The organism is Mesorhizobium tianshanense, assembly GCF_007830515.1.
Classification (GTDB): domain Bacteria; phylum Pseudomonadota; class Alphaproteobacteria; order Rhizobiales; family Rhizobiaceae; genus Mesorhizobium; species Mesorhizobium tianshanense.
This window is the reverse complement of record NZ_VLKT01000003.1, coordinates 91,727-114,350: the sequence shown is the minus strand read 5'-3', so window position 1 is coordinate 114,350 and position 22,624 is coordinate 91,727. Positions and strand designations below refer to the sequence as shown.

At 64.3% G+C, this 22,624-nt stretch carries 16 protein-coding genes; 7 read left to right on the top strand and 9 right to left on the bottom strand.

Features of this window, described 5'->3' with window-relative positions:
* Positions 1-30 precede the first annotated feature (30 nt).
* Together IQ26_RS03390 and IQ26_RS03385 are read left to right on the top strand one after the other, a co-directional pair.
* On the top strand, positions 31-1,431 hold the full coding sequence (locus tag IQ26_RS03390) for an FAD-binding oxidoreductase (protein ID WP_145713501.1): 1,401 nt from the start codon (positions 31-33) through the stop codon (positions 1,429-1,431).
* Positions 1,432-1,442: 11 nt separating this feature from the next.
* Complete coding sequence (locus IQ26_RS03385; protein WP_145713498.1) at positions 1,443-4,916, top strand: indolepyruvate ferredoxin oxidoreductase family protein; 3,474 nt, start codon at positions 1,443-1,445, stop codon at positions 4,914-4,916.
* 297 nt (positions 4,917-5,213) lie between these two features.
* Here IQ26_RS03385 and IQ26_RS03375 read toward each other — a convergent pair whose 3' ends face one another.
* Genes IQ26_RS03375 through IQ26_RS03360 form a run of 4 tightly spaced genes read right to left on the bottom strand, consistent with a single transcriptional unit; the run spans position 5,214 to position 10,307 of the window.
* Positions 5,214-7,340 (bottom strand): acetate--CoA ligase family protein, encoded by a 2,127-nt coding sequence (locus tag IQ26_RS03375; protein WP_145713496.1) that lies wholly within the window; start codon positions 7,338-7,340, stop codon positions 5,214-5,216.
* 3 nt (positions 7,341-7,343) lie between these two features.
* Complete coding sequence (locus IQ26_RS03370; RefSeq protein ID WP_145713493.1) at positions 7,344-8,165, bottom strand: enoyl-CoA hydratase/isomerase family protein; 822 nt, start codon at positions 8,163-8,165, stop codon at positions 7,344-7,346.
* Between the two features lie 21 nt (positions 8,166-8,186).
* Complete coding sequence (locus IQ26_RS03365) at positions 8,187-9,116, bottom strand: pseudouridine-5'-phosphate glycosidase (RefSeq protein ID WP_145713490.1); 930 nt, start codon at positions 9,114-9,116, stop codon at positions 8,187-8,189.
* 30 nt (positions 9,117-9,146) lie between these two features.
* Entirely contained in the window at positions 9,147-10,307 is a 1,161-nt protein-coding gene (locus tag IQ26_RS03360; protein WP_240546981.1) for a carbohydrate kinase, read from the bottom strand.
* A gap of 109 nt (positions 10,308-10,416) precedes the next feature.
* Here IQ26_RS03360 and IQ26_RS03355 point away from each other — a divergent pair, with 109 nt between their 5' ends.
* The 5 genes from IQ26_RS03355 (at position 10,417) to IQ26_RS03335 (ending at position 15,293) form a co-directional block, all read left to right on the top strand.
* On the top strand, positions 10,417-11,382 hold the full coding sequence (locus tag IQ26_RS03355; RefSeq protein ID WP_145713487.1) for an isopenicillin N synthase family dioxygenase: 966 nt from the start codon (positions 10,417-10,419) through the stop codon (positions 11,380-11,382).
* A gap of 65 nt (positions 11,383-11,447) precedes the next feature.
* On the top strand, positions 11,448-12,485 hold the full coding sequence (locus tag IQ26_RS03350; RefSeq protein WP_145713484.1) for an ABC transporter substrate-binding protein: 1,038 nt from the start codon (positions 11,448-11,450) through the stop codon (positions 12,483-12,485).
* 104 nt (positions 12,486-12,589) lie between these two features.
* Complete coding sequence (locus tag IQ26_RS03345) at positions 12,590-13,651, top strand: ABC transporter ATP-binding protein (RefSeq protein ID WP_145713479.1); 1,062 nt, start codon at positions 12,590-12,592, stop codon at positions 13,649-13,651.
* Complete coding sequence (locus IQ26_RS03340) at positions 13,648-14,514, top strand: ABC transporter permease (protein ID WP_145713476.1); 867 nt, start codon at positions 13,648-13,650, stop codon at positions 14,512-14,514. Before IQ26_RS03345 ends, IQ26_RS03340 begins: the two co-directional genes overlap by 4 nt.
* On the top strand, positions 14,511-15,293 hold the full coding sequence (locus IQ26_RS03335) for an ABC transporter permease (protein ID WP_145713473.1): 783 nt from the start codon (positions 14,511-14,513) through the stop codon (positions 15,291-15,293). The genes IQ26_RS03340 and IQ26_RS03335 overlap by 4 nt, the downstream gene beginning before the upstream one ends.
* A 4-nt stretch (positions 15,294-15,297) precedes the next feature.
* On the opposite strand, the gene IQ26_RS03330 is transcribed toward IQ26_RS03335, so the two are convergent.
* The 5 genes from IQ26_RS03330 to IQ26_RS03310 form a co-directional block, all read right to left on the bottom strand.
* On the bottom strand, positions 15,298-16,812 hold the full coding sequence (locus IQ26_RS03330; RefSeq protein WP_145713469.1) for an SRPBCC family protein: 1,515 nt from the start codon (positions 16,810-16,812) through the stop codon (positions 15,298-15,300).
* Between the two features lie 9 nt (positions 16,813-16,821).
* Positions 16,822-17,259 carry an SRPBCC family protein gene (locus IQ26_RS03325; protein WP_145713466.1) on the bottom strand — a complete coding sequence of 146 codons (438 nt, stop codon included), beginning with the start codon at positions 17,257-17,259 and terminating at the stop codon, positions 16,822-16,824.
* A gap of 78 nt (positions 17,260-17,337) precedes the next feature.
* The gene (locus tag IQ26_RS03320) at positions 17,338-19,524 is read right to left on the bottom strand and encodes a flotillin family protein (RefSeq protein WP_145713463.1); all 2,187 of its coding nucleotides are present in this window, start codon (positions 19,522-19,524) and stop codon (positions 17,338-17,340) included.
* Positions 19,525-19,603: 79 nt separating this feature from the next.
* Complete coding sequence (locus IQ26_RS03315) at positions 19,604-21,832, bottom strand: ABC transporter permease (protein ID WP_145713461.1); 2,229 nt, start codon at positions 21,830-21,832, stop codon at positions 19,604-19,606.
* Positions 21,825-22,610 carry an ABC transporter ATP-binding protein gene (locus IQ26_RS03310; RefSeq protein WP_145713456.1) on the bottom strand — a complete coding sequence of 262 codons (786 nt, stop codon included), beginning with the start codon at positions 22,608-22,610 and terminating at the stop codon, positions 21,825-21,827. Before IQ26_RS03310 ends, IQ26_RS03315 begins: the two co-directional genes overlap by 8 nt.
* Positions 22,611-22,624: the final 14 nt, after the last annotated feature.

Here is a 22,624-nt window from a genome sequence, read left to right as displayed (position 1 = left end):
GCGCCCGGCCCATTCACGTCCTTGAGCCACATGTCCCAGAGATTTGCCGAACTCCTGTCGCGGCTGGAAAAACGGCTGGACAGATCCGCGATTGTCTCGGCCGATGAGGCCGGACCACGCTATCAAGAAGACCCCGACGGCAAGGACGGCGCGCCGCCGGCAATCGTCCTGCGTCCACGCACGGCCGGCGAAGTGTCGGATATATTGCGCGTGTGCAACGAGGCCGGGCAGAGGCTCGTCGTCCAGGGTGGCCGTACCGGGCTTGCGGGCGCGGCGCGCATCCAGCCCGGCGAAGCGGTGCTGTCGCTGGAGCGCATGACGGCGATCGAGGCTCTCGACCGCGAGGCGGCGACGATCATCGCCGAGGCCGGCGCGCCGCTGCAGATGGTGCAGGACGCGGCAGACGCTGCCGGCCTGCTGTTCGGCGTCGATATCGGCGCGCGCGGCACATCCACCGTCGGCGGCAATATCGCCACCAATGCCGGCGGCATTCGCGTGCTGCGCTACGGCATGTATCGCGCGCAGGTGCTCGGGCTGGAGGCGGTGCTCACGGACGGCAGCATCCTGACCTCGCTCAAGGGCTTGCCCAAGGACAATTCCGGCTATGACCTCAACCAGCTCTTCATCGGCAGCGAAGGAACGCTCGGCGTCGTCACGCGCGCCTGCCTGCGGCTGCACCCGAAACCGGCCACCGAGGTCAACGCCTTCTGCGCACTTGCGTCGCTCGACGCGGCGATCGCGCTGCTCGGGCTACTCAGGCAGAAGCTCGGGCCTCTGCTCTCGGCCTATGAAGTGAACCTCGCGCCGCTCTACGGCGCCATGGTTGCCGGCATGGACGCGCCGGCGCCGCTGCCGGTCGGCTCGCCCGTCTATGTGCTGGCCGAGATCCAGGGCAGCGAGCCCGACCGCGACGGCGACCGTTTTGCCGCGGTGCTGATGCAGGCGGTTGAAGACGGCGTGGTCGACGACGTGGTCGTCTCGCAGTCGCCGCGCGAATTCCGCGCGCTGTGGGCGGTGCGGGAGGACGCCAATCGCTTCCTGTTTTCGATAAAGGGCCTGATCGGCGTCGACATTAGCATCCCGCTCGCGAAGATGGGGACTTTCCTGCGCGAAGCGGAAGCCGCTATCCGGGCCGTTGACCGCAGCGCCGACATCTATGCCTTCGGCCATCTCGGCGATGGCAATCTGCACTATCAAGTCCGCACCGTGGATCCGGCGGCGGCGTATGACATCGTCTATCGCGGCGTCGCCGCCGCCGGTGGTGGCGTCTCGGCCGAGCACGGCATCGGTCTCGACAAGAAGCAGTGGTTGCACCTGGCGCGTAGCGATGCCGAGATCGCCGCCATGCGGCGCTTGAAAGCAGCTTTCGACCCGAACAATATCCTCAATGCCGGTCGCGTCTTCGACCTCTTGGCGGATGTTGCACGTTAAGGAGTGCCCTGATGATGATGGCTGCCGCTCTCCCGAAAGCCGGACAGGCGAATGCGGTTTCGGCCAGCCTCGACGACCGCTATGCTCTGGAACGCGGCCGCATCCTGGTCTCAGGCACACAGGCGCTGGTGCGGCTGCCGCTCGTCCAGCGCCAGCGCGATCTTACCGCCGGCCTCAACACCGCCGGCTATGTCTCGGGCTATCGCGGCTCGCCGCTGGCCGGCTTCGACCGCGAGATGCAGCGTGCCGGCAAATATCTCAGGGCGAACCATGTCGTCTTCCATCCCGGCCTGAACGAGGACATGGCCGCGACCGCGGTCTGGGGCACGCAGCAGACCGGCATGTTCGCGGGCTCGCGCTACGATGACGTCTTTTCCATGTGGTACGGCAAAGGCCCCGGCGTCGACCGCACCATGGACGTCATCCGCCACGCCAATGCCGTCGGCACCAATCGCCATGGCGGCGTGCTGCTTCTGGCCGGCGACGACCACGGCGCCGTCTCCTCGACGCTGCCGCACCAGAGCGAGCACAACCTGATCTCGGCCATGGTGCCGCTGCTGTCGCCGGGCGGCGTCGGCGAATATATCGACTATGGCCTGCTTGGCTGGGCGATGAGCCGCTATTCCGGTGCCTGGATCGGCTTCAAGTGCCAGACCGAGGTCGTCGAATGCACGGCGACCGTCGATGTCGACCCGGCACGACTCGGCATCGTCATGCCGGAGCTGGCGCTGCCCGCCGACGGCCTGTCGCTGCGCTGGCCGGATGGCCCGCATGCGATGGAGCGCCGCATCGAACACAAGATGGCGGCGGTGCGTGCCTTTGCCCGCGCCAACGGCATCGACCGCATCGTGCATGGCGGCGGCAAGGCGCGGCTCGGCATCGTTTCGACCGGCAAATCATGGCTCGACCTGCTCGGCGCGCTGTCAGCGCTCGGCATCGACGAGCGCCGCGCGGCCGAACTCGGCATCCGGCTGTACAAGGTAGGCATGGTGTGGCCGCTCGAGCCGCAAGGGCTCAGGGCTTTCGCCGAAGGGCTGGAGGAAATCCTTGTCGTCGAGGAAAAGCGGCCGGTGATCGAGGACCAGATCAAGGCATTGCTGTTCAACGCACCCGGTCGCCCGCGCGTCTTCGGCAAGACGGACGAGCGCGGCGCGCCGCTGCTGCCTTCCATCGGCGAGATCAGCGCCGTTTCGGTCGCCCGCGCCATCGTCTCGCGGCTCGGCGCGCCGGACACAGAGCTTGGCCTGCACATTAAGACAATCGAGGCCGTCGCGGCCTCAGCACCCGGCGAGGTGATCGCACTGAAGCGCGATCCCTATTTCTGCTCCGGCTGCCCGCATTCGATCTCCACCGTGGTGCCCGATGGCAGCCGTGCTTCGACCGGCATCGGTTGCCACATGATGGTCATCGGCATGGAGCGCGAGACCTCCACCTTCACCCAGATGGGCGGCGAAGGCGGCTCGTGGATCGGCCTGTCACCGTTCACCGACGAGAGGCACATTTTCGTCAATATGGGCGACGGCACCTATTTCCATTCCGGACATCTGGCCATTCGCGCGGCCATCGCCGCCAGGGTCAGCGCCACCTACAAGATCCTCTACAATGACGCGGTCGCCATGACCGGCGGCCAGCGCCATGACGGCGAGGTTTCCGTGCCGTCAATCGTCGAACAGACGCTGGCGGAGGGCGCGAAACGCGTCGTCGTCGTGTCCGAAAAACCCGAGGCCTGGGCTGGTGTCCTACCGCGGTCCGTGACCATCCACCATCGCGACGAGCTCGACGCCGTGCAGCGCGAGCTCAGGGAGATCGAGGGCGTGACGGTGCTGGTCTTCGACCAGGTCTGCGCCGCCGAAAAACGCCGCCGCCGCAAGCGCGGCGCCTATCCGGTCTCGCCAAGACGGGCCTTCATCAACGAACTGGTCTGCGAAGGCTGCGGCGATTGCTCGGCCGTTTCCAACTGCATTTCGATCGAGCCCGAGGAAACCGAGTTCGGCCGCAAGCGCAGGATCAACCAGTCGAGCTGCAACACCGACCTGTCCTGCATCAAGGGTTTTTGTCCGAGCTTCGTGACGGTTGAAGGCGGCGCCATCCGCAAGCCGAAGGCGCGTGCGGTGGCGACTGGTTCCGACGACCTGCCGATGCCGGCGCTGGCGGCGCTTGATCGCCCCTACAACATGCTGCTGGCCGGCATTGGCGGCACCGGCGTCATCACGGTCAGCGCCATCCTGTCCCAGGCAGCGCATCTCGACGGGCTTGGCCTGCTGACGCTGGACCAGACCGGACTGGCGCAAAAGAACGGCGCGGTGGTCTCGCATATCAGGCTGGCGCGCGACCTCGACCTGCTCAATGCGGTCAGGATCGGCCCCGGCGAGGCCGATCTTGTGCTTGGCTTCGACATCGTCGTGTCGGCTGCGGCAGCTTCGCTTGCAACCTTCGCGCATGGCCGCACACGAGCCGTACTCGACGATCATTTCGCGCCAACTGCCTCCTTCGTGCAGAACACTGCGATCGACTTCCGCCAGGAAGCGACGCTGAAGCAGTTGCGGCGTGCGGCCGGCAAGGAGGCGATCACGCTGATCCCGGCAACCAGGCTTGGCCTCGCGCTGATGGGCGACGCCATCGCCGCCAACATGTTCCTGCTCGGCAATGCCTGGCAGCGCGGACTGGTGCCGATCAGCCTGGAATCAATCGACAGGGCGATCGAGATGAACGGCGCCGGCGTCGCGATGAATCGCACCGCTTTCGGCTGGGGCCGGCGTGCGGCGATCGACCTTGCAGCTGTTCTGAATGCGGCACAGATGGGCAGCACCGAGGCGCCACAACCGGAGACGCTCGATGCCATGGTTGCACGCCGGATGGCATTCCTGACCGGCTACCAGGATGCCGCCTATGCGAACCGCTACCGCAAGCTGGTCGACACCGCACGCGCGGCCGAAGCCAGTGTCTCGCCCGGTGCTGAAGGTTTTACCAAGGCCGTTGCGATCGGCGCCTTCAAGCTGATGGCCTACAAGGATGAATATGAAGTGGCGCGGCTGCATCGCGACCAATCATTCAGGAAGAAACTGGCCGAACAGTTCGAGGGCGATTTCAGGATCAGGCATCATCTTGCGCCGCCGATGATCTCGCGCATCGACCCGCGCACCGGCCATCCCGGCAAGATCGCCTTCGGCGCCTGGATCAACCCGGTCTTCGCTATGCTGGCGCGATTGAAGGGCCTGCGCGGAACGCGCTTCGATCCATTTGGGCGTACGCAAGAACGGCGAATCGAACGGCGCCTGATCGAGGAGTATGAACGCCTGATATCGGATCTTTCGGCGCGGCTGACGAAAGGCAATCATGCCGTGGCGACCGAGCTTGCCCGGCTGCCGCAAGAGGTGCGCGGCTTCGGCCATGTCAAGCTGGCGGCGGTCGAACGCTTCGAAAAGAAGAAGGTGGCGCTGCTGGAAAGACTGGACAGGGAAAGCCCCCTGGAAACAGCGGCTTAGGGTGTGTTGATATTCAGACCTTACTCAGACCTTTTCGAGCGTTAGCGCTGCCCCTCACCTGCCTGCCGGCATCCTCTCCCCGTATAGTCACGGGGAGAGGGGCGCTCTCATCGATGATTTCGCCAATCTCCAACGTTCCAGGAATCGTGCCGAGGCTGCGGCCAGCCCCTTCTCCCCGTCACTATACGGGGAGAAGTGCCCGGCAGGGCGATGAGGGGCGGCGCTGAGATCAACAATTGGCGGGTCGCAGGCGCAGGGAACTACATGCAGGCTGGAACCACTTGAATATCAAAAGGCCTAAGCGCCTTTGGAGATCACCAGCGCATCGAGAACGCAGGCGCCTTTCTCGAACACGACAACTGGATTGAGGTCGACGGCCTCGATCAGATCGCCGTATCGACCGGCAAAATTCGACAGCGCTACGATTGTCTCGATGAGCGCTTCCCGGTCGGCTGGCGGCGCGCCGCGATAACCCTTCAGCAGAGCGGCCAATCGCGTCCGGTCGATCAGTGCTTCGGCTGCGTCGCGGTCGACCGGCAGCAGATCGAAAGCGGCATCCTTGACCAGCTCGACCAGAACGCCGCCGACGCCGACGACGATGCCCAGGCCAAACGGCTCGTGCCGGACGAGACCGACCAGCGCCTCGACGCCGCGCCCGGTCATCTCCTGCACCACCACGCCATGCAGGTTCGCATCCGGCGCATGGTCATGGGCGCTTCGCATGATCGCCGTGAAGGCTTCGGCCGCTTCGGCGGCGCTGGCTATGCCGAGCCGTACGCCGCCGACTTCGGTCTTGTGGAGAATGTCAGGCGATTCGATTTTCAGCACGACCGGAAAACCGATCGCGCCGGCCGCCGCGATTGACTCTTGCGCCGTGACGGCCAGACGCTCGCGCGTCACTCTCAGACCGTTCTCGGCGAGCCATTGCTTGCCCTCCCGCTCGGTCAGCTTCTTGGCGGTGGCAAGCCGCTCTGCCCAAGGATCGTTCTCCCCAGCTGGTTCGATCGCCGAGGCGTTCGTTATCGTGGCTCCGGTCGCGTCGAGCACCCGCCGCACGGCATTGAGCGCAGCGCGCGTGCCGTTGAGCACCGGGACGCCGGCAAGCCGCTCCCTGACTGCTGGATGGTGTCCGGAGGACAGGTTGCTGATGAAGGCGACCGGAACGGTCGCGTCCTTTGCGTAGGCGGCAACGGCCTCGGCAATGCCGGTATATTCGGCAGCACCCGCGGTATCGAGGCCGACAGGCGCATCCTGCGCGGCGACGATCAGGCCGACGGCGGGATCCTGCGCCAGGATGTCGAGCACGCTGCGATAGATAGCGCCATCGGCGAAAACCACGCCCGTGGTGTCGACCGGATTCTGCGGCGTCGCGAAAGAAGGCAGCAAGGCCTGCAGCCGCGCGATGGTTTGTTTGGAAAATTCCGGCAGATCGATGCCGACCTGCTCGGCGATGTCGGACACATGGGCGACCCCGCCGCCGCTGACCCCAACGATCGCGACGCCCCTGCGCGTTGGCCTGGCCTTCAATGACAGGCAAAGCGCTGCGGTCTCGACGAACCCGTCCATGTCGGCGGCCTCGATCACGCCGGTCCGCCGGAAAAAGGCTTCATAGGCCTCGTTGGCGGCGGCGAGCGAACCGGTGTGCGCGGCGGCGGCTTCCGCGCCTTTGCTGGACTTGCCGGCGCGCAAGGCAATCACCTGCTTTTCGGCGGCATGCGCCGCCTGCATAGCGGAGGTGAAGGCGGCGGGATCGCGGATCGCTTCCACGACAAGTCCAATGACGCGCGTCGCCTCGTCGTCGGCGAGATAAGAGAGATAGTCGGGAAGATCGGTCGCCGCGCTGTTGCCGCAGGAGACGATGTGGCTGAGACCGAAGCGCCCCGTGTTGGCTAGCGCGATGGCGCTGGCGCCAGAATGCGACAGAATGGCCAGCGCGCCCTTCCTAAGGTTGGGTGACAGCGTCGAAGAATAGAGCGCCGCGCCGTTTTGCAGATTGAACAGACCCAGGCAGTTCGGCCCGCAGATCGCCATGCCGTATTTTCGCGCGATCTCGACCAGCGCCTGCTGCCGCGCCTTGCCCTCTTCGTCGGTTTCGGCAAAGCCGCTGGCCAGCACGACGGCCGCCTTGACGCCGGCCCTGCCGGCGTCTTCGAGCGCGCCCAGCACGTGAGCCGCGCCGATGCCTATCACCGCCACGTCGGCCGGCGCATCGAGCCGGTCGAGCGATGGAATGGTCGGAATGCCGAACACCGTTTCGGCCTTCGGATGCACCGGTATGATGGCGCCGGAGAATCCGAACGCCATCAAATTGCGCATGACGTAGCTCGACGACGCGTCGGCGCGTTCCGTCGCACCGATGACGGCGACCGAACGCGGCGCCATCAGCGCCCGCATCGCCTCACGCGAAGCGGCAGAGCCGGTCACGGCTCAGTCGAGGCCCTTGAAGGGACCATCGCGGAAAGCGAGATATTCCTTGAGGCTCATCTTGGCGAGGTTGGCCATCCATTCACGGCCTTGCTTGGTGACGTGAAGTGCTGCGATCGCCTCGATATTGTATTGGAAAGACGGCAGCAGTCCGGCCACCATCTGCTGGTTGTTGATCGACGCCTTGGTGAATTTCAGCGCCGGGACCGGCATGCGGGCCAGCTTGCGGGCGAGGTTTTCCGTCTTTTCCTTCAACTGATCGGCCGGCACGATCCTGTTGATCAGATGCATGCGCAGCGCTTCCTCGGCGTCGACAAGGTCGCCCGTATACATCAGCCAGCGCACGTCGCGGGTGGCGAGCAGCCAGGGCATCATCAGCGCCGGCGGGCCGGAATTGTGGCGCACCTCAGGCTCGCCGAATTTTGCATTGTCGGCGGCAATCGCCAGGTCGCAGCACATCATCATTTCGAGCGCGCCGGCCAGCGCGTAGCCGTTGACGGAAGCGATGATCGGGATCGGCGCCTTCCAGATGTTGAGCAGCGCTTCGGCGTTCTCGCCCATGTCCTCGCGCCAGAAATCGATGTCGACATCGAAATCGCTGCCCTGCAGGTCGTAGCCGGAGGAGAAGGCGCGGCCCGCGCCGGTGATCACCAGTGCGTTGACGTCCGGATCGGCGATGGCCGCAGCCAATGCGGCGTCGATCTCGCGGATCACCGTCTTGTTCATCGCATTGAGCTTGTCGGGACGATTGATGGTGATCGTGGCGAACTTGTCGGTCGCATCCTTCTCGTAAAGGATCGTCTCGTAGATGGCCTGCTCGCTCATGCGTTTCTCCTGTTCGAAAATCTACGCTTCCCCGCGCTTCAGCCGCGCATGCGCCACGGCGATGCGGGCGGCGAGCGCGGCGTTGTTGCGGACCAGCGCGATATTGGCCTTCAGGCTGCGGCCCTGCGAAAGCTCATTGATGCGGGCGAGCAGGAACGGCGTCAGTTCCTTGCGCCCGATGCCGCGTTTGTCCGCTTCCGCCACCGCGGCCGCGATCGTGCCGTCGATGAAGGCGGGATCGAGCGCGTCTACTTCCGGAATTGGATTGGCGACGAGAATGCCGGTGCCCGAGCCGATCTGCTCATGCAGCAGCATGGCCTGCGCGATGTCCTCCGGCGTGTCGAGGCGGTGATCGGCTTTCAGTCCGCTGGAGCGGGTATAGAAGGCCGGAAAGTCGTCGCTCTGATAGGCGATCACCGGCACGCGCTGGGTCTCCAGATATTCCAGCGTCTTTGCCATATCGAGGATCGATTTCACGCCGGCGCAGACGACGGTGGTGCCGGTCTGGCCGAGTTCCGTCAGGTCGGCCGAGATATCGAAAGTGGCTTCGGCACCACGATGCACGCCGCCGACGCCGCCGGTCGCGAAAATACGGATGCCGGCAAGTGCGGCGATCCGCATCGTCGCCGAGACCGTGGTACCGGCCGAGCCGCCGCGCACCATGATGGCGGCGAGGTCGCGCCCGGAGGCCTTGACCACGTCCTTTGCCGCTGCGAGTTGTTCCAGTTCGCGGTCGTCGAGCCCGACCTTGATCTTGCCCGCGACCACCGCGATCGTCGCAGGGACCGCGCCGTTCTCGCGCACCACGGTTTCGACGCCGCGGGCTGTCTCCAGATTGGCCCGATAGGGCATGCCATGGGTGATAATCGTCGATTCCAGCGCCACCACCGCGCGGCCCTCTCGAAGTGCTGCCGCGACTTCGTCGTTCAGGTGGAGAAGGGAAGGTTTCATCGTCGTCTCGCTTTCAGGATCGTCTCGCTTTCAAGCGGGAATGCGGTACATGCCGGCGGTGAGAAAACGCGGCGACAGATCGGGATGAACGCTGGATTCGCTCTCGGTGGTCAGCGTGGCGAGCAGCGCGCCGGTGCGCGCCGCGTGGGGCACGGGATCTCCCGAAAGCACCTTATACATGGTGCCGGCGATCATCGCGTCACCGGCACCGGTAATGTCGACGGCGCGGGCCGGGACGGACCGCATCGTCGCCACGCCGCTCTCGGTCGCGACCGCAAATCCATGCGCGCCCATGGTCACGATCACCTCGCTGGCGCCGGCAGCGCGCAGCGCCGCTGCAGCCTCCTTCGGCCTCAGCCGCTTGTCGGCATCGGTGATGCCAAGCATCGTATTGGCCTCGTCGTGATTGGTGAACAAAAGGTCGATGCCCGAGAGGTCCTTCGGCAGGCGAGCCGATTTCGGCGACGATACCGTGTCGACGGCGAGCTTGAAGCGCGCGCCCTGCTTGCGTGACATCAGCGCTGCGATCGTTGCGGCCGGCAGGTTGCAGTCGATGAACACCCACGTCGCCGAAGCCAGATGCGGCCAGAAGCGGTCGAGATAGGACGGCGAGAACAGATCGAAGATCTCCATATCTGCAATGCCGAGCACGAGATCGTTGTTGAGATCGAGGATGGCCGCATATTCGGCCGTCGGCCGCTCCGTGGTGGTGATGACCTGACTGACATCGGCGCCGAGGTCGCGCAGATGCCGCACCAGCGAGCGGCCGGTTTCATCATCGCCGACAATCGAGACGAAGCTGACGTCGACGCCGAGGCGGACAAGGTTCTCGGCGACGTTGCGGGCGACGCCGCCGAAGCTGCGATAGCCGTCGACCGGGTTCGACGTCCCGAAGATCAGATCCTTCTTGGCGTGGTATTTGCGGTCGAGGACCGCGCCGCCGATGCAGATCATGCGCTTGGAGGCCGGCAGGACGTAGCCGCGGCCGAGAATGTAGCCCTTGTTGACGAGCTGCACGATGTGGGCCGCGACGGTCGAACGGGCAATGCCGAGCGCCGTCGCTATGTCCTGCTGGCCGGCGAAGGGGTTCGCCGCAATGAGATCCAGAACCGCTTGTTCCTGTGCTCCAAGGTCGTCCATCTTCTCACCCGGCCCGTCCAATTCGTGGCTGAACATTTTCGATATGGACAACAACAGATGATCTTGTCAACATTCGTTTGTAGCTATAACGTTTCGTTCAACCGGCGTTTCCACCGTCTGTCCCTAGGCGGAACAAGGCAACAGAAAGGTGATCGCGATCATGCAGACCGCACCTCAGGCCGAAGCAACGGACCAGGGAATTCCCGTCATCGATGTCGGGCCTTTCATCCGCGGAGAGGCCGGCGCCAGCGCTGTCGTCAAAGCTATCGAGACCGCCTGCCGGGATACCGGTTTCTTCCTTGTCACTGGGCATGGCGTATCGCCGGAAAGGACGATGCGGCTCTACAATCTGGCGCGCGCCTTCTTCGATCTGCCCGAGGACTACAAGCGCAGCCATGGGCGCGGAACCATTCTGAATGGCGGGATGGCCTTCTCGCCGATCGCCGACGAGGCGCTGGCCGCCACCAAGGGCATCAAGACGCCCGGCGACTACAAGGAAAGCCTGAATTTCGGCCTGCGCCTCAACGGCGACACATGGCCTGACCAGCCCGAGAACATCGAGAGCGCCTTTCGCGATTATTTTTCCGAGATGGAGACGCTGGCGAGGCACCTGCGCCGCATCTTTTGCCAGGCGATCGGCTTGGAGCCCGACTATTTCGAACCGGCCTTCGAGAACCATCTGTCGGCGCTGCGGGTCATCAACTATCCCGAGCAGGACGTGGATCCCCTGCCAGGGCAGCTTCGCGCCGGCGTTCACACCGACTACGGCTTCATGACCATCCTGCGTTCGGAGGCATCGTCCGGTGGCTTGCAGGTGCAGACCCGCGACGGCCGCTGGCTCGATGCGCCGTCGATCGACGGCGCCTATGTCGTCAACATCGCTGACGCCTTCATGCGCTGGAGCAATGACGAATGGGTGTCGACGCCGCATCGCGTCGCCAATCCGCCGCGCAATAAGAAAGGCAGCTCGCGCCGCCAGTCGATCCCGTTCTTCGTCAACCCCAGCAAGGAGACGCTGATCTCCTGCCTGGAGCCGTTCTGCGCCAACGGCAAGCGGGCCAAATACGAGCCGATCACCTATGGAGACTATATCGAGCTGAAGACCCGACAGGCATTCGGCCGCTGAACGATGGAGGGCTTCGGCCGTCCCAAAGAACGAAGTGATTCAAGAAATCAACAAGGGGAATTGTGATGACGAAACTGACCAGACGACAGACGCTTGCCGGAATGGGCGCGCTCGGCGCCGCCGGGCTCATCGGAATGCCCGCCATCGCGCAGGAGAAGACGCTGATCGTGCCGACGCTCGGCGGGGTCTGGGAGCAGTTCTGGCGTTCGACCATCGCACCGGCCTTCGAAAAGGCCTCGGGTGCCAAGGTGACGCTCGATGTCGGCAATGGCCGCGTCTTCGGCGCCAATTTGCGCGCCGCCGGCGTCGACAAACCGCCCTACTCCATCATCATGACGAACGAAGTTTTCGCGTCCGGTCTGCGCAAGGAAGGCTTCTTCGAAAAGCTCGACCTGGCAAAGCTGCCGAACTACAACGACCTTTATCCGCTGGCTAAGATCGCCGACGGTTTCGGCGCGACTGGCGCCATCTCGCCGATCGGCATCGGCTACCGCACCGATCTGGTGCAGACGCCGCCGAAGGCCTGGAAGGACCTTTGGAACAACGAGGAATTCAAGGGCAGGATCGGCCTCTACAATTTCGCCAACAGCGCCGGCAAGATGGAGCTGCTGCTGGCCTCGAAGATCTTCGGCAAGGACCAGTACGATGTCGATGCCGGCTTTGACGCCCTCGCCAAGCTGGGCCAGGTGATCCAGGTCGACTTCAACCTTTCCACGGCCCTGTCCTCGGGCGAAATCGTCGTCGCGCCGTTCGATTTCGGCGAGATCGCGCGGCTGCGCAAGCAGGGCCTGCCGGTCGATTGCGTCGTTCCCGAGGAAGGCATGTTCATGTTCGACCAGACGGTGTCGATCCTGGCCAATGGACCGGAAAAGGAGCTCGCCTATCAATATGCGAACTTCCTGCTCTCGCCGGAAACCCAGATGCTAATGGCGCGGGAATTCTTCGTGTCGCCGACGAACTCGAAGGTGATCATTCCCGACGACCTCAAGGCCGACGTGCCGGTGTCGGGCGAGGCAATGGCCAAGATCCTCACCTGGGACTGGGACTTCGTCAACGAGAAGCAGGGTGAGCTCGCCGAGCGCTGGGCCAAGACGATCCTTTAAGGCTGACATTGAACCGGGATGGCGCGTCTTGCTTTCGACAAGCGCCTCCCGCCAGCCGCGCCGCGCCTGTGGTGGCGGTCGATCGCCTGTGAAGTGGAGCATTCATGACCGAGGTTAGCATCGAGCGGCTGACCAAGACCTTCGGCAGCGCACGCGCGGTCGACGGCATCTCGATCCGCATCGCCGATGGCGAGTTCATTTCGCTGCTCGGTCCGTCGGGCTGCGGCAAGACGACGACGCTGAAGATGATCGCCGGCTTCGAGGAGGCCAGCGAAGGCGCGATCCGCTTCGACGGCAAGGACGTCGTCAACGTGCCGGCCGAAAAACGCGACATCGGCATGGTGTTCCAGAACTACGCCCTGTTTCCGCATATGACGGTGGACCAGAACCTCGCCTTCGGGCTGGAGATGCGCAAGATCGCCAAGCCCGAAATGCTGAGCCGCATCGCCAAGGTGCTCGACATGGTGCAGCTCGGCGGCTATTCCGACCGCTATCCGAACCAGCTTTCGGGCGGCCAGCAGCAGCGCGTGGCGCTGGCGCGTGCGCTGGTCATCGAACCGAAGATCCTGCTGCTCGACGAGCCGCTCGCCAATCTCGATGCCAAGCTGCGCGAGGAAATGCGCGTCTTCATTCGCGACCTGCAGCGGCGCGTCGGCATCACCACCGTCTATGTCACGCATGACCAGGCCGAGGCGATGACCATGTCCGACCGGGTCGTGGTCATGTTCGGCGGCCGCATCGCCCAGATCGGGGCGCCGTCAGACATCTATGAGCGCCCCGAAAACCTCGAAGTGGCGCAATTCGTCGGCCAGGTGAATTTGGTCAAGGGCACGGTCACTGGGGTGGCGGAAGCCGGGAGGTGCCGCGTCGCGTCCGTCTTTGGTGAAATCGCCGTCGACAGCCGCGCGAACCACGCGCCGGGCAACTCTGTTACGCTGTCGCTGCGCCCGGAGGCGATCGAACTCAAACCCGCGGGCCAGGGCGGAGCGCAGGGCAAGGTCACGGCGCGCTACTATTCCGGCAGCATCATCGACTACCGCATTGCGCTGGATTCGGGCGAGACGCTGCACGTTCAGACCTTTCCAAACATCAGGATTGCCGAAGGCGACCGTGTCAGCGTGCATGCGCCGGCGGATGGGTTCTGGCTGCTCGGGGCCGCAAAATGACGCCACCGCGCCGCAAGGGCGTTGGACCGCTGATCCTGATCGCGCCGGCGGCGGTGCTGCTCGGCGTATTCCTGGTGCTGCCCTATCTCAACATCGTGGTGATGAGCTTTCGCATGCCGGGGCAAGGCACGCCTTACGGCCCCGGCTATACGATCGGCAATTACACCAAGTTCTTCGCCGACGGTTTCTATCTTTTCCAGGTCGCCAACACGCTGTGGATCGGCTTGCTCACCACCGCGATCTGCCTCGTCGTCGGTTTTCCAGTCGCCTGGCAATTGGCGCGCGGCGCCATGCGCTTTCGCGCCCTGGCCTACGGGCTGGTGCTGTCGCCGCTGCTGGTCGGCATCGTCATCCGTTCCTATGGCTGGACGATCCTGCTCGGCAATAACGGCCTCGTCAACCGCACGCTGACCGGCATGGGCCTGATCGATCACCCGCTGCCGCTGATGTACAATGCGCTCGGCATCGTCATCGCGCTGGTCCATGTCTTCCTGCCCTTCATGATCCTGCCGATCATGGCGGGAATCCAGGGAGTCGATCCGTCGCTGGAATCGGCGGCGCGCTCACTCGGCGCGTCGCGCTTCACCGCCTTTCGCCGCATCGTCCTGCCGCTGTGCACGCCTGGCATCCAGGCCGGCTGCATCCTCGTCTTCGTCTTGTCGCTCAGCGCCTATGTGACGCCGTCGCTGATCGGCGGGCTCAGGGTCAAGACCATGGCCGTCACCGTCGTCGACGCGCTGATCGACACCTTCCAGTGGCCGTGGGGCTCGGCGCTGGCGCTGATGCTGTCCGTCACCGGAGCGCTCTGCGTCGTCATCTTCGCGCGGCTGACGCGCATGAAATGGAAAGTGGCGCGACCATGAAGCGGCCTGTGCTCACGCTCTACTGCCTGCTGGTCTATGCTTTTCTGCTGGCGCCGATCCTGGTGGTCGTCGGCGCCTCGTTCAACGCCGGCAATTTCCTGACGTTCCCGCCACAGGGCCTGTCGCTGCGCTGGTATGTGACCTTCTTCCACAACGACGTGTTCATGCGCGCGATCCGCACCTCACTGTGGGTGGCAGCGGTGGCGACGGTGATTTCGGGAGTGATCGGCACCATGGCCGCGCTCTACTACGTCCAGCATGCCGGCCGCTGGAAGGAGACGGTGCGCGTCGCCATGCTGGCGCCGTTGTTGCTGCCCGAGGTGTTGACGGCGATCGCGCTGCTGTTCTTCGTCTATGCGATCGGCATCGGCACCACGACCATGATCGGCATGGTCGCCGGCCATGTGCTGATCACGCTGCCCTTCGTCTTCATCAACGTTTCGGCCTCGCTGGAAAGCTTCGACCCGTCCTGGGACATGGCGGCACGCTCGCTGGGCGCCGACCGCCTGACAAGGTTCAGGCGCATCATGCTGCCGCTGATCAAGCCCGGCGTCATCGGCGGCGCGCTGTTTGCCTTCATCATATCCTTCGACACCTTTACCATCTCGTTCATGCTGAAGGGGATCGGGACGTCGACGCTGCCGATCCAACTCTTCGACTATCTGCGCACCAATTTCACGCCCGAAGCGGCAGCCGTCTCGACCGTATCGATCGTGCTGACGCTGGTGGTGGTGATCGTCTCGGAGAAGGTTCTGGGGTTGCGCATCCACCGCTTCTGACGGGTTACGGCACCAGCACCAATGCACCCGTTGTCCGCCTGGATTCGAGGTCACGGTGAGCATCGCCGGCATTGGATAGGCTGTAGCGCCTGGGCGGTTCGATCTTGACGACGCCTTGCCGTAGCGCTGCAAAGAAACGCTCTACATGCGGCGAAAGCTTTGCCGGCGTGTCGGTGTAATGTGCGTAGTTGGGACGCGATATGGTGATCGACTTTGACGCGAAGCGACCGATATCCCAATTTCCTACCGGACCGGAGGCCTGGCCGAAACTCACGAGATGACCGCGAATGCCGAGTGCAGCCAGTGAACCGCCGAACGTGTCGTTGCCGACCGCGTCATAGGCGACGTCGGCCCCGGCGCCACCGGTCAGGCGCATGACGGCCTCGGCGAAATTCTCACGCGAATAGACGATGACATGGTGTGCGCCGAGGCGGTCGACGATACGCGCCTTGTCGTCGCTCGACACCGTTGCGATGACCATCGCCCCCAAATGGCGGGCCCATTGCACCAGAAGCTGCCCGACGCCGCCGGCGGCGGCGTGGATGAGGACGACGGAGCCCGGCTGCACCGCATGGACGTCGTGCAGCAAAAAACTTGCGCTGATGCCTTTGAGCAGACTGGCGGCGGCGGTCTCGTCGGGAATATCGTCAGAGAGGCGAACCAGCAGGTCGGGCGCCATGTTGCGCCGCTCGCAATAGGCGCCGACCGGCGGACAGGCATAGGCGACGCGGTCGCCGGCTGAAAAGCCCGAAACCTCCGAACCAATCGCTTCGATGACACCGGCGGCCTCCATGCCAGGCACGCCCGGCGGCCGCAGAAGGTCGAAATAGCCGGTGCGGCAGTAGACGTCGATGAAATTGATGCCGATCACCGTATGACGGATCTGCACCTCGTTGGGCGCGGGCGGTGGCAAAGCAATGTCCTTCAGCTGCAGCACCTCCGGCCCGCCATAGCGCTCGACCAGAATCGCCCGGGTTTTCGCTGTCTGGCCCGAAGACATGGTCGAAACGACCCGCGGCAGGGCTGCCGACGGTGTCGGAGCGACGACCGGCGGTCTGGCCTGGAGAGGCGAAGCTACAGGCCTTTCACGCAGAAGGTTGCGGATGGCTTCAAAGCCAGCCTGATAAATGCCCTCGGTGACAAGCTTGACCAATTCTTCGCGGCGATGCGCGGGTGGATGGAATTCTGAACGCCATTCCCAGAAGGTGGCGTTGCCGTCGGTCACCGGCTTCAACCGGATCGATGCGACATAGTTCATCAGCGGCAGCGGTGCTTCGAGCAGGCAATAGACCAGCCGAAAGTCCCTGTCGGACAGCGCCAGAAGCTGTTCGCGCAGCTCGCCGCCATCAGCCAGCCTAAAATGACGCACCGACCCGACCGCATCTACCGGTTCGCCGCCATCGATTTCGCTGAACGCGATGGCCGGGTGCCAGCGGTCGTGGCTGTTGAAATCGCGCAGGATCGACCAAACCTGCTCGATCGGCGCGTCGATGACGGTACTTTGGCGGACCTGGACCATCCGCAGGCGTCAGCGCCCAAAGCGCTGCTTGAGCGCGCTGAGCGCCGCCTGGAACACGCCGGTGCCGATCTGATGTGTCAGCGCCGCCTCGCGTTCGGGGGCGCAGTCGAACTCCGCCTGCCACTCGGCCAAGGTCAGATTGCCGTCGGTGATCGGCGTCAGCGACAGTGTGGCGATATAATTCTCCACCGCCATCGGGCTTTCCAGAATCGTGTAGCTGCAGGACAGGTCGTAATCGGACAGCGCCAGCAGTCGTTCGCGAATGCGGCCGCCATCCCTGAGCACGAAATTGCGGATGCAGCCGATCTGGTCGGATTGTGCATTTTGCTCGATGCGGCTCTCAGTGACGAACGGCGTCCAGCCCGGCAGCGCGTTGAAATCGCGGACCACTTTCCAGACCTCCGCCGCCGGCGCGGGGATGACCGAGGAAACATAGACCTTGGTCATTTCAGGCAGCCGCCTGGATGACACAAGCGGGCAAGGTGTCTCGATTCAGCTACGCGCTGCATGGACTGCACGATCACGTCAGCGGTCGCGATCGTCATCGTCATCCTTGGCGACCTTGCCCTTGCCTTTCTTGTCGCGGGTCAGGCTCGAAATGTCCTTGGCGTCGCGCAGCACATCGGTCATCCGTCCGAGCGAACCGCCCTCGATGCCGATCTCCTTCATGAGGTTGTCGATCATCGGCGCCTGTACCCGGTAGCGCAGCGCCGAATCGATCACTTCGTCGGTGACGTTGCGGTTGCCGCCGGGACCACCATTGATGCCGTCGACATGCAGGATCTTGATACCCTCGATCTTCTCCATCGGCTTGACGCTTTCGCGGATGATGCCCTCCATATGGTCCAGCAATTTGCCGCGCAGGCGCCCGGAGCGGGCCTCGTTGGAGAGGAGGTTATCCGCCTCGTTGAGCTGGCGATGGCCGGCGGCGTCGACCTCGTAGCGCTGGGCCGCGGCAAGGGCATGGATCTTTTCGGACTCGGCCGAGGCAACGGCGGCGATCTTCTGGGCTTCGGCAAGGCTCTTCGCCGCCTTCATCTCGGCATCGGCCGCCGCTGTAATGCGCAAGGCTTCGCGCTCGGCCTCACGCGCCGCTCCGATCAGGTCGGTCAGCTTGCGGCGCTCGGCGATCTCGCGCTCGCGGGCGGTGAAGGCCTGTTCCTCGGCCTGGATGGCCTTGGCGCGGACCGCTTCCGACGCCGCGATCGCCGAGGAGCGCTCCTGCGTCTTCTTGGCGATGTCGATGGCCTTCTGGATTTCGGCGATCTCGATCTTCTGGTCGCGGTCGACACCAAGCTGACGCAGGTCGCGGTCCTTGATCAGCCGGGCCTCCTCGATGCCGCGCTCGGTGGTGATGCGGGCGCGCTCGACCTCTTCGCTGGCCGACAGCTCAGCCTCCTCGAAAGCCTGGCGCTTGGCGATCTGCAGCGCTTCGAGGTGACGCTCCCGTGCAATCCTCACTTCGTCGATGGCACGCTCCTGCCCGATACGGGCCGTCTCGGTCGTCTGGTTCTCGACAATTTCGGCGCGGCGCCTTTCCGCCTCGGCCCTGGTGACCTCGAGCGCTTTTTCCGCCAAGGCGATCTGGCGCTCGAGCTCGGCAATTTCGAGGGCCTTCTTGCGCTCGATTTCCAATTGGCTCTGTGTGCCTTCGCGCTCTATGCGGGCCTTCTCCAAGGCAAGCTCGAGCGCGATCTGCTCGCGCTCGGTCAGTTCGCGCATTTTCATTTCCGTCTCGTCGAGCGCGCGGCGCCGGGCAATCTCGCGGCGTTGCGTGTCCTCCTCGCTCTTGATCCGCTCCTCGGTGATGTTGCGCTCCTGGTTGAGGCGCGACTTCTCGACCGCTTCGCGCGAAGAAAGCTGAGCTTGCTCCGACTCCTGGTCGCGCAGGGCGCGCTCGATGGCGAGTTCCGAGCGTTGCGAGGCGCGGCGTATCTCAACTTCGCGCTCCTGTTCGAGGCGGGCATATTCGGTATCGCGGTCGATCTCCAGCACCTTGCGCTGGGTGTCAAGGTTCTGGTTGCGGATATCGACCAGCGTGCGCTGCTCGATCTCGTTGCGCATCCTGCGCCGCGTCTCGATCGACTCGGTGAGCTGGGTCAGGCCCTCGGCATCGAAGGCGTTGGACGGGTCGAAATATTCGAGGCTGGTCTGGTCGAGGTCGACGATGGCGACACTCTCCAGCTCGAGCCCGTTGGCAGCGAGTGATTCCGAGGCGAGCTGACGGACCTTGGCGGCGTAGTCGCCACGCAGTTCGTGCATCTCCTCGAGCGTCATCTGCGCCGCGACCGTGCGCATGGCGCCGGCGAACTTGCCTTCCAAGAGTTCGCGGAGGCTGTCGGGCTGCAGCGTGCGGCGGCCGAGCGTCTGGGCGGCGGCCGCGACGAGCTCGCGGCTCGCCCCGACACGGACGAAGAACTCGGCGATCAGATCGACGCGCATCCGGTTCTTGGTGATCAGCGCAAAACCGTCTTCGCGGCGCACCTCGATGCGCAAGACATTCATGTTGACCGGCGTGATCTCGTGCAGGACCGGAATGACGAAGGCGCCGCCATTCACCACCACCTTCTCGCCCATGAAGCCGGTGCGCACGAAGGCCGTCTCCTTGGTCGACCGGCGATAAAGCCATCTGAGAACATAGACGGCGATCACCACGACGATCGCGGCAATGATCAGCCACAAAAGGAAAGCGCCAAAGGTCTGCGCGGCCATTCTTTCTACCCTCCCAAACAGGATGCGGTCAGCCAAAGGCGACCGGCATCAATTCCATAAACCCGCCCACTCCAAGCCATCACGCCCGTCTCTGCAGTTTCGGCGTGATCGCGTGGAACGCATTGACCGCGGCGTCGATGAAAGGCGTGTCGTTGATGTTCGATCGAACGCGCTCGATATGGCGCAGCGCGGTCCGGCGAACGGTCTTCTCGATCGCCTCGAACAGCGCATTGTCGGCCTCCGGATCATGAAACGGCTGGCCCGGTGCGTCCAGCATCGACACACCGCCTTCCGGCAGCAGGAACCGCACCGGACCGTTCATGGCGTTGAGCCGCGCGCCGATCCATTCGCCGAAGGCGCGGTTTTCGTCGCGCGTGGTCCGCATCAGCGTGACGTTGGGATTGTGGATGACGAATCTGCGGCTCTTGAATTTCTCCGGCACGCTGTCGCGTGGGCCGAAATTGACCATGTCGAGCGCACCGGTCGAGCCGACATAGGGCAAGCCGGTGCGGATCGCCGCGCCAAAGCGGTCTTCGGTCGCCGGGAACACGCCGCCGACAATCATGTCGGCCACTTCCGTCGTGGTCAGGTCGAGGAAGGCCGAAAGCTGTCGGGAATCGCCGAGATTTTCCATGGCGCGCCCGCCGATGCCGGTGGCGTGGAAAACGAGACAGTCATAGTCCGCTTCAAGACGCTTGCTCACCGCCTGCACGGCCGGCGTGGTGACGCCGAACATGGTGATGCCGACGGCCGGACGCGCCAGCTTGCGTTTGGCTTCCCACGCCTCGGCATTGGGAAGCTGTGCGACCATGCCCGCCATCGCATGCGCGGCGTTCGACAGCACCTGTTCGGTGATCGAGTTCAACCCCTGAACGTCTGCCACCGAATGGAACATCATGATGTCGGCGCCGCCGACATATTTGGCAACGTCGCCGGCGGCAACCGTCGAGACCATCAGTTTGGGGATGCCTACGGGCAGTACGCGCATGCCAGCCGTCGCCAGCGTTGTACCACCGGAACCGCCTGCCGAAATGACGCCGCCGATGCGCGGCTCGCGCTCGATCCAGCGCGCAAAGGCTTCCGCCATGGCGCTCACCGAGCCGCCGCGATCGTTGGTAAAGACGGCCGACGACCCCCGCGCATGCATGCCGGCGACCTGCATGGGGGGAACGTCGGCGCTCGACGGCTTTCCGGACGTCGACAGGTCGACGGTACGCACCTGCACGCCCAGGGACTTCAGGCGGTCGGCGACGAAGCGCAATTCCTTTGCCTTGGTATCGAAAGTTCCGGCGACCAGAACGGTCCTTCCGATGCGTTCGGCGAAGGGAATGGCGAAGACATTCTTCAGGTCGTCCTGCGGCGCGGCCTTCTCGATCGCCGCCTGCCGCATGGCTGTCACCGGCACATTCCAGCGGTTCGGCAATTCGGTCACCGGACGGTAGACGCCGTCCTGCGGAGCAGTGTCCCGCGAAGCACTCCGGTCGATGCGATAGACCTCGGCCAGTTGTTCTTGCGCCTGTGCCGCTGCAGCGGGAGTGACTGTGGATTCGTCGGAATGGCGGCCGACGCCGAGCAGCCGCTGCTGCAGTTCGCGGTCGGCGGCAAGTGCCGTGGCGTCCATGACCCGGTTGATGCGCCCGTTGACCATGATGGCGACGCGATCGGACACAGCGGTGGCGACGCCGATATTCTGTTCGATGACGAGGATCGCCATCTCGCCTTCCTCGGCCAGCGTTACCAGCATGCGCTCGACCTGCTCGACGACGACCGGAGCAAGCCCCTCCGTCGGCTCGTCCATGACCAGCAGCTTCGGATCGCTCAACAGCGCGCGCGAGATCGCCAGCATCTGCTGTTCGCCGCCCGACAGCTGCGAACCGCCATTGGCCCGGCGCTCGGCGAGACGCGGAAAAATCTGGTAGACGCGCTCGACCGTCCAATTCGCATCACGCCGGTTGCCGGCGGTGAGGCGAAGATGCTCGTCGACCGTCAGGCTTGGCCAGACGCGGCGGCCCTGCGGCACATAGCCGACGCCGAGGCGATGGATCTCGTGCGGTTCGAGTGCGGAAACCTCGCGGCCGCCGACCCGGATCGACCCGGAGCGCGCGCGCTTCAGCCCGGCGATGGTGTTGCAGAGCGTCGTCTTGCCCATGCCGTTGCGGCCGACGACCGACAGGACGCCGCTGTCCAGCGTCAGCGATACGCCCTGCAGCGCATGGCTTTCGCCGTAATAGACCTGCAGATCCTCTATTCTGAGGACCGCCTTGCCGGACGGAGATGTTGAGCCGGAAGGAGCTGGGCGCTCAGCCATGCTTGCCTCCGAGATAGATTTCCTGGACCTCCGGGTCGGCCTCGATCTCTTGCGGCGTGCCTTCCTTGAACAGGCGGCCATTGTGCATCATCGAAACATACTCCGAGACACGCAGCGCAACGTCTAGGTCGTGCTCGATGATAACATAGCCGATGTGCTTCGGCAGCCCGTTGAGGATCGCCACCAGATCGCGCCGCTCGGTCGGCGACAGCCCCGCCGCCGGTTCGTCGAACAGGATGAAGCGCGGCGCGCCGGCCAGCGCCAGTGCAATCTCCAACTGCCGCTGCTGGCCATGGCTGAGCGTCGCCACCAGAGCGTCGCGCCAGGTTTCCAGATGCACGGCGTTCAGGATCGATTCCGCCTGCACCCTGTTGACGTCGGTGGCTTTTGGCCGAAGCAACGAGAACCGCCGGCGCGACACACCCCGGCATGCCAGGAAGATGGAATCGAGGACCGACAGGCCCTTGAACAGTTGCGAAATCTGGTAGGTCCGCCTCAGGCCGCGCCGGATGCGTTCATGCGGCGGCAGGTCGGTGATGTCCTCGCCGAAAAAGCGGATGCGGCCGGCGGTCGGCAGAAAGTCGCCGGTCACGGCATTAAATAGCGTGGTCTTGCCGGCTCCGTTGGAGCCGAGGACCGCGCGCCGTTCGCCGGCCGCGATCCTCATATTGATACCCGACAGCGCCACAAGCGCACCGAAATGACGCGCAACGCCATCGAGCTCCAGCGCATAGGCGCCGGAGCTCTGGAGACGGTCTGCTGCGAAGCTTTCAGTCACTGCGGGATACACTC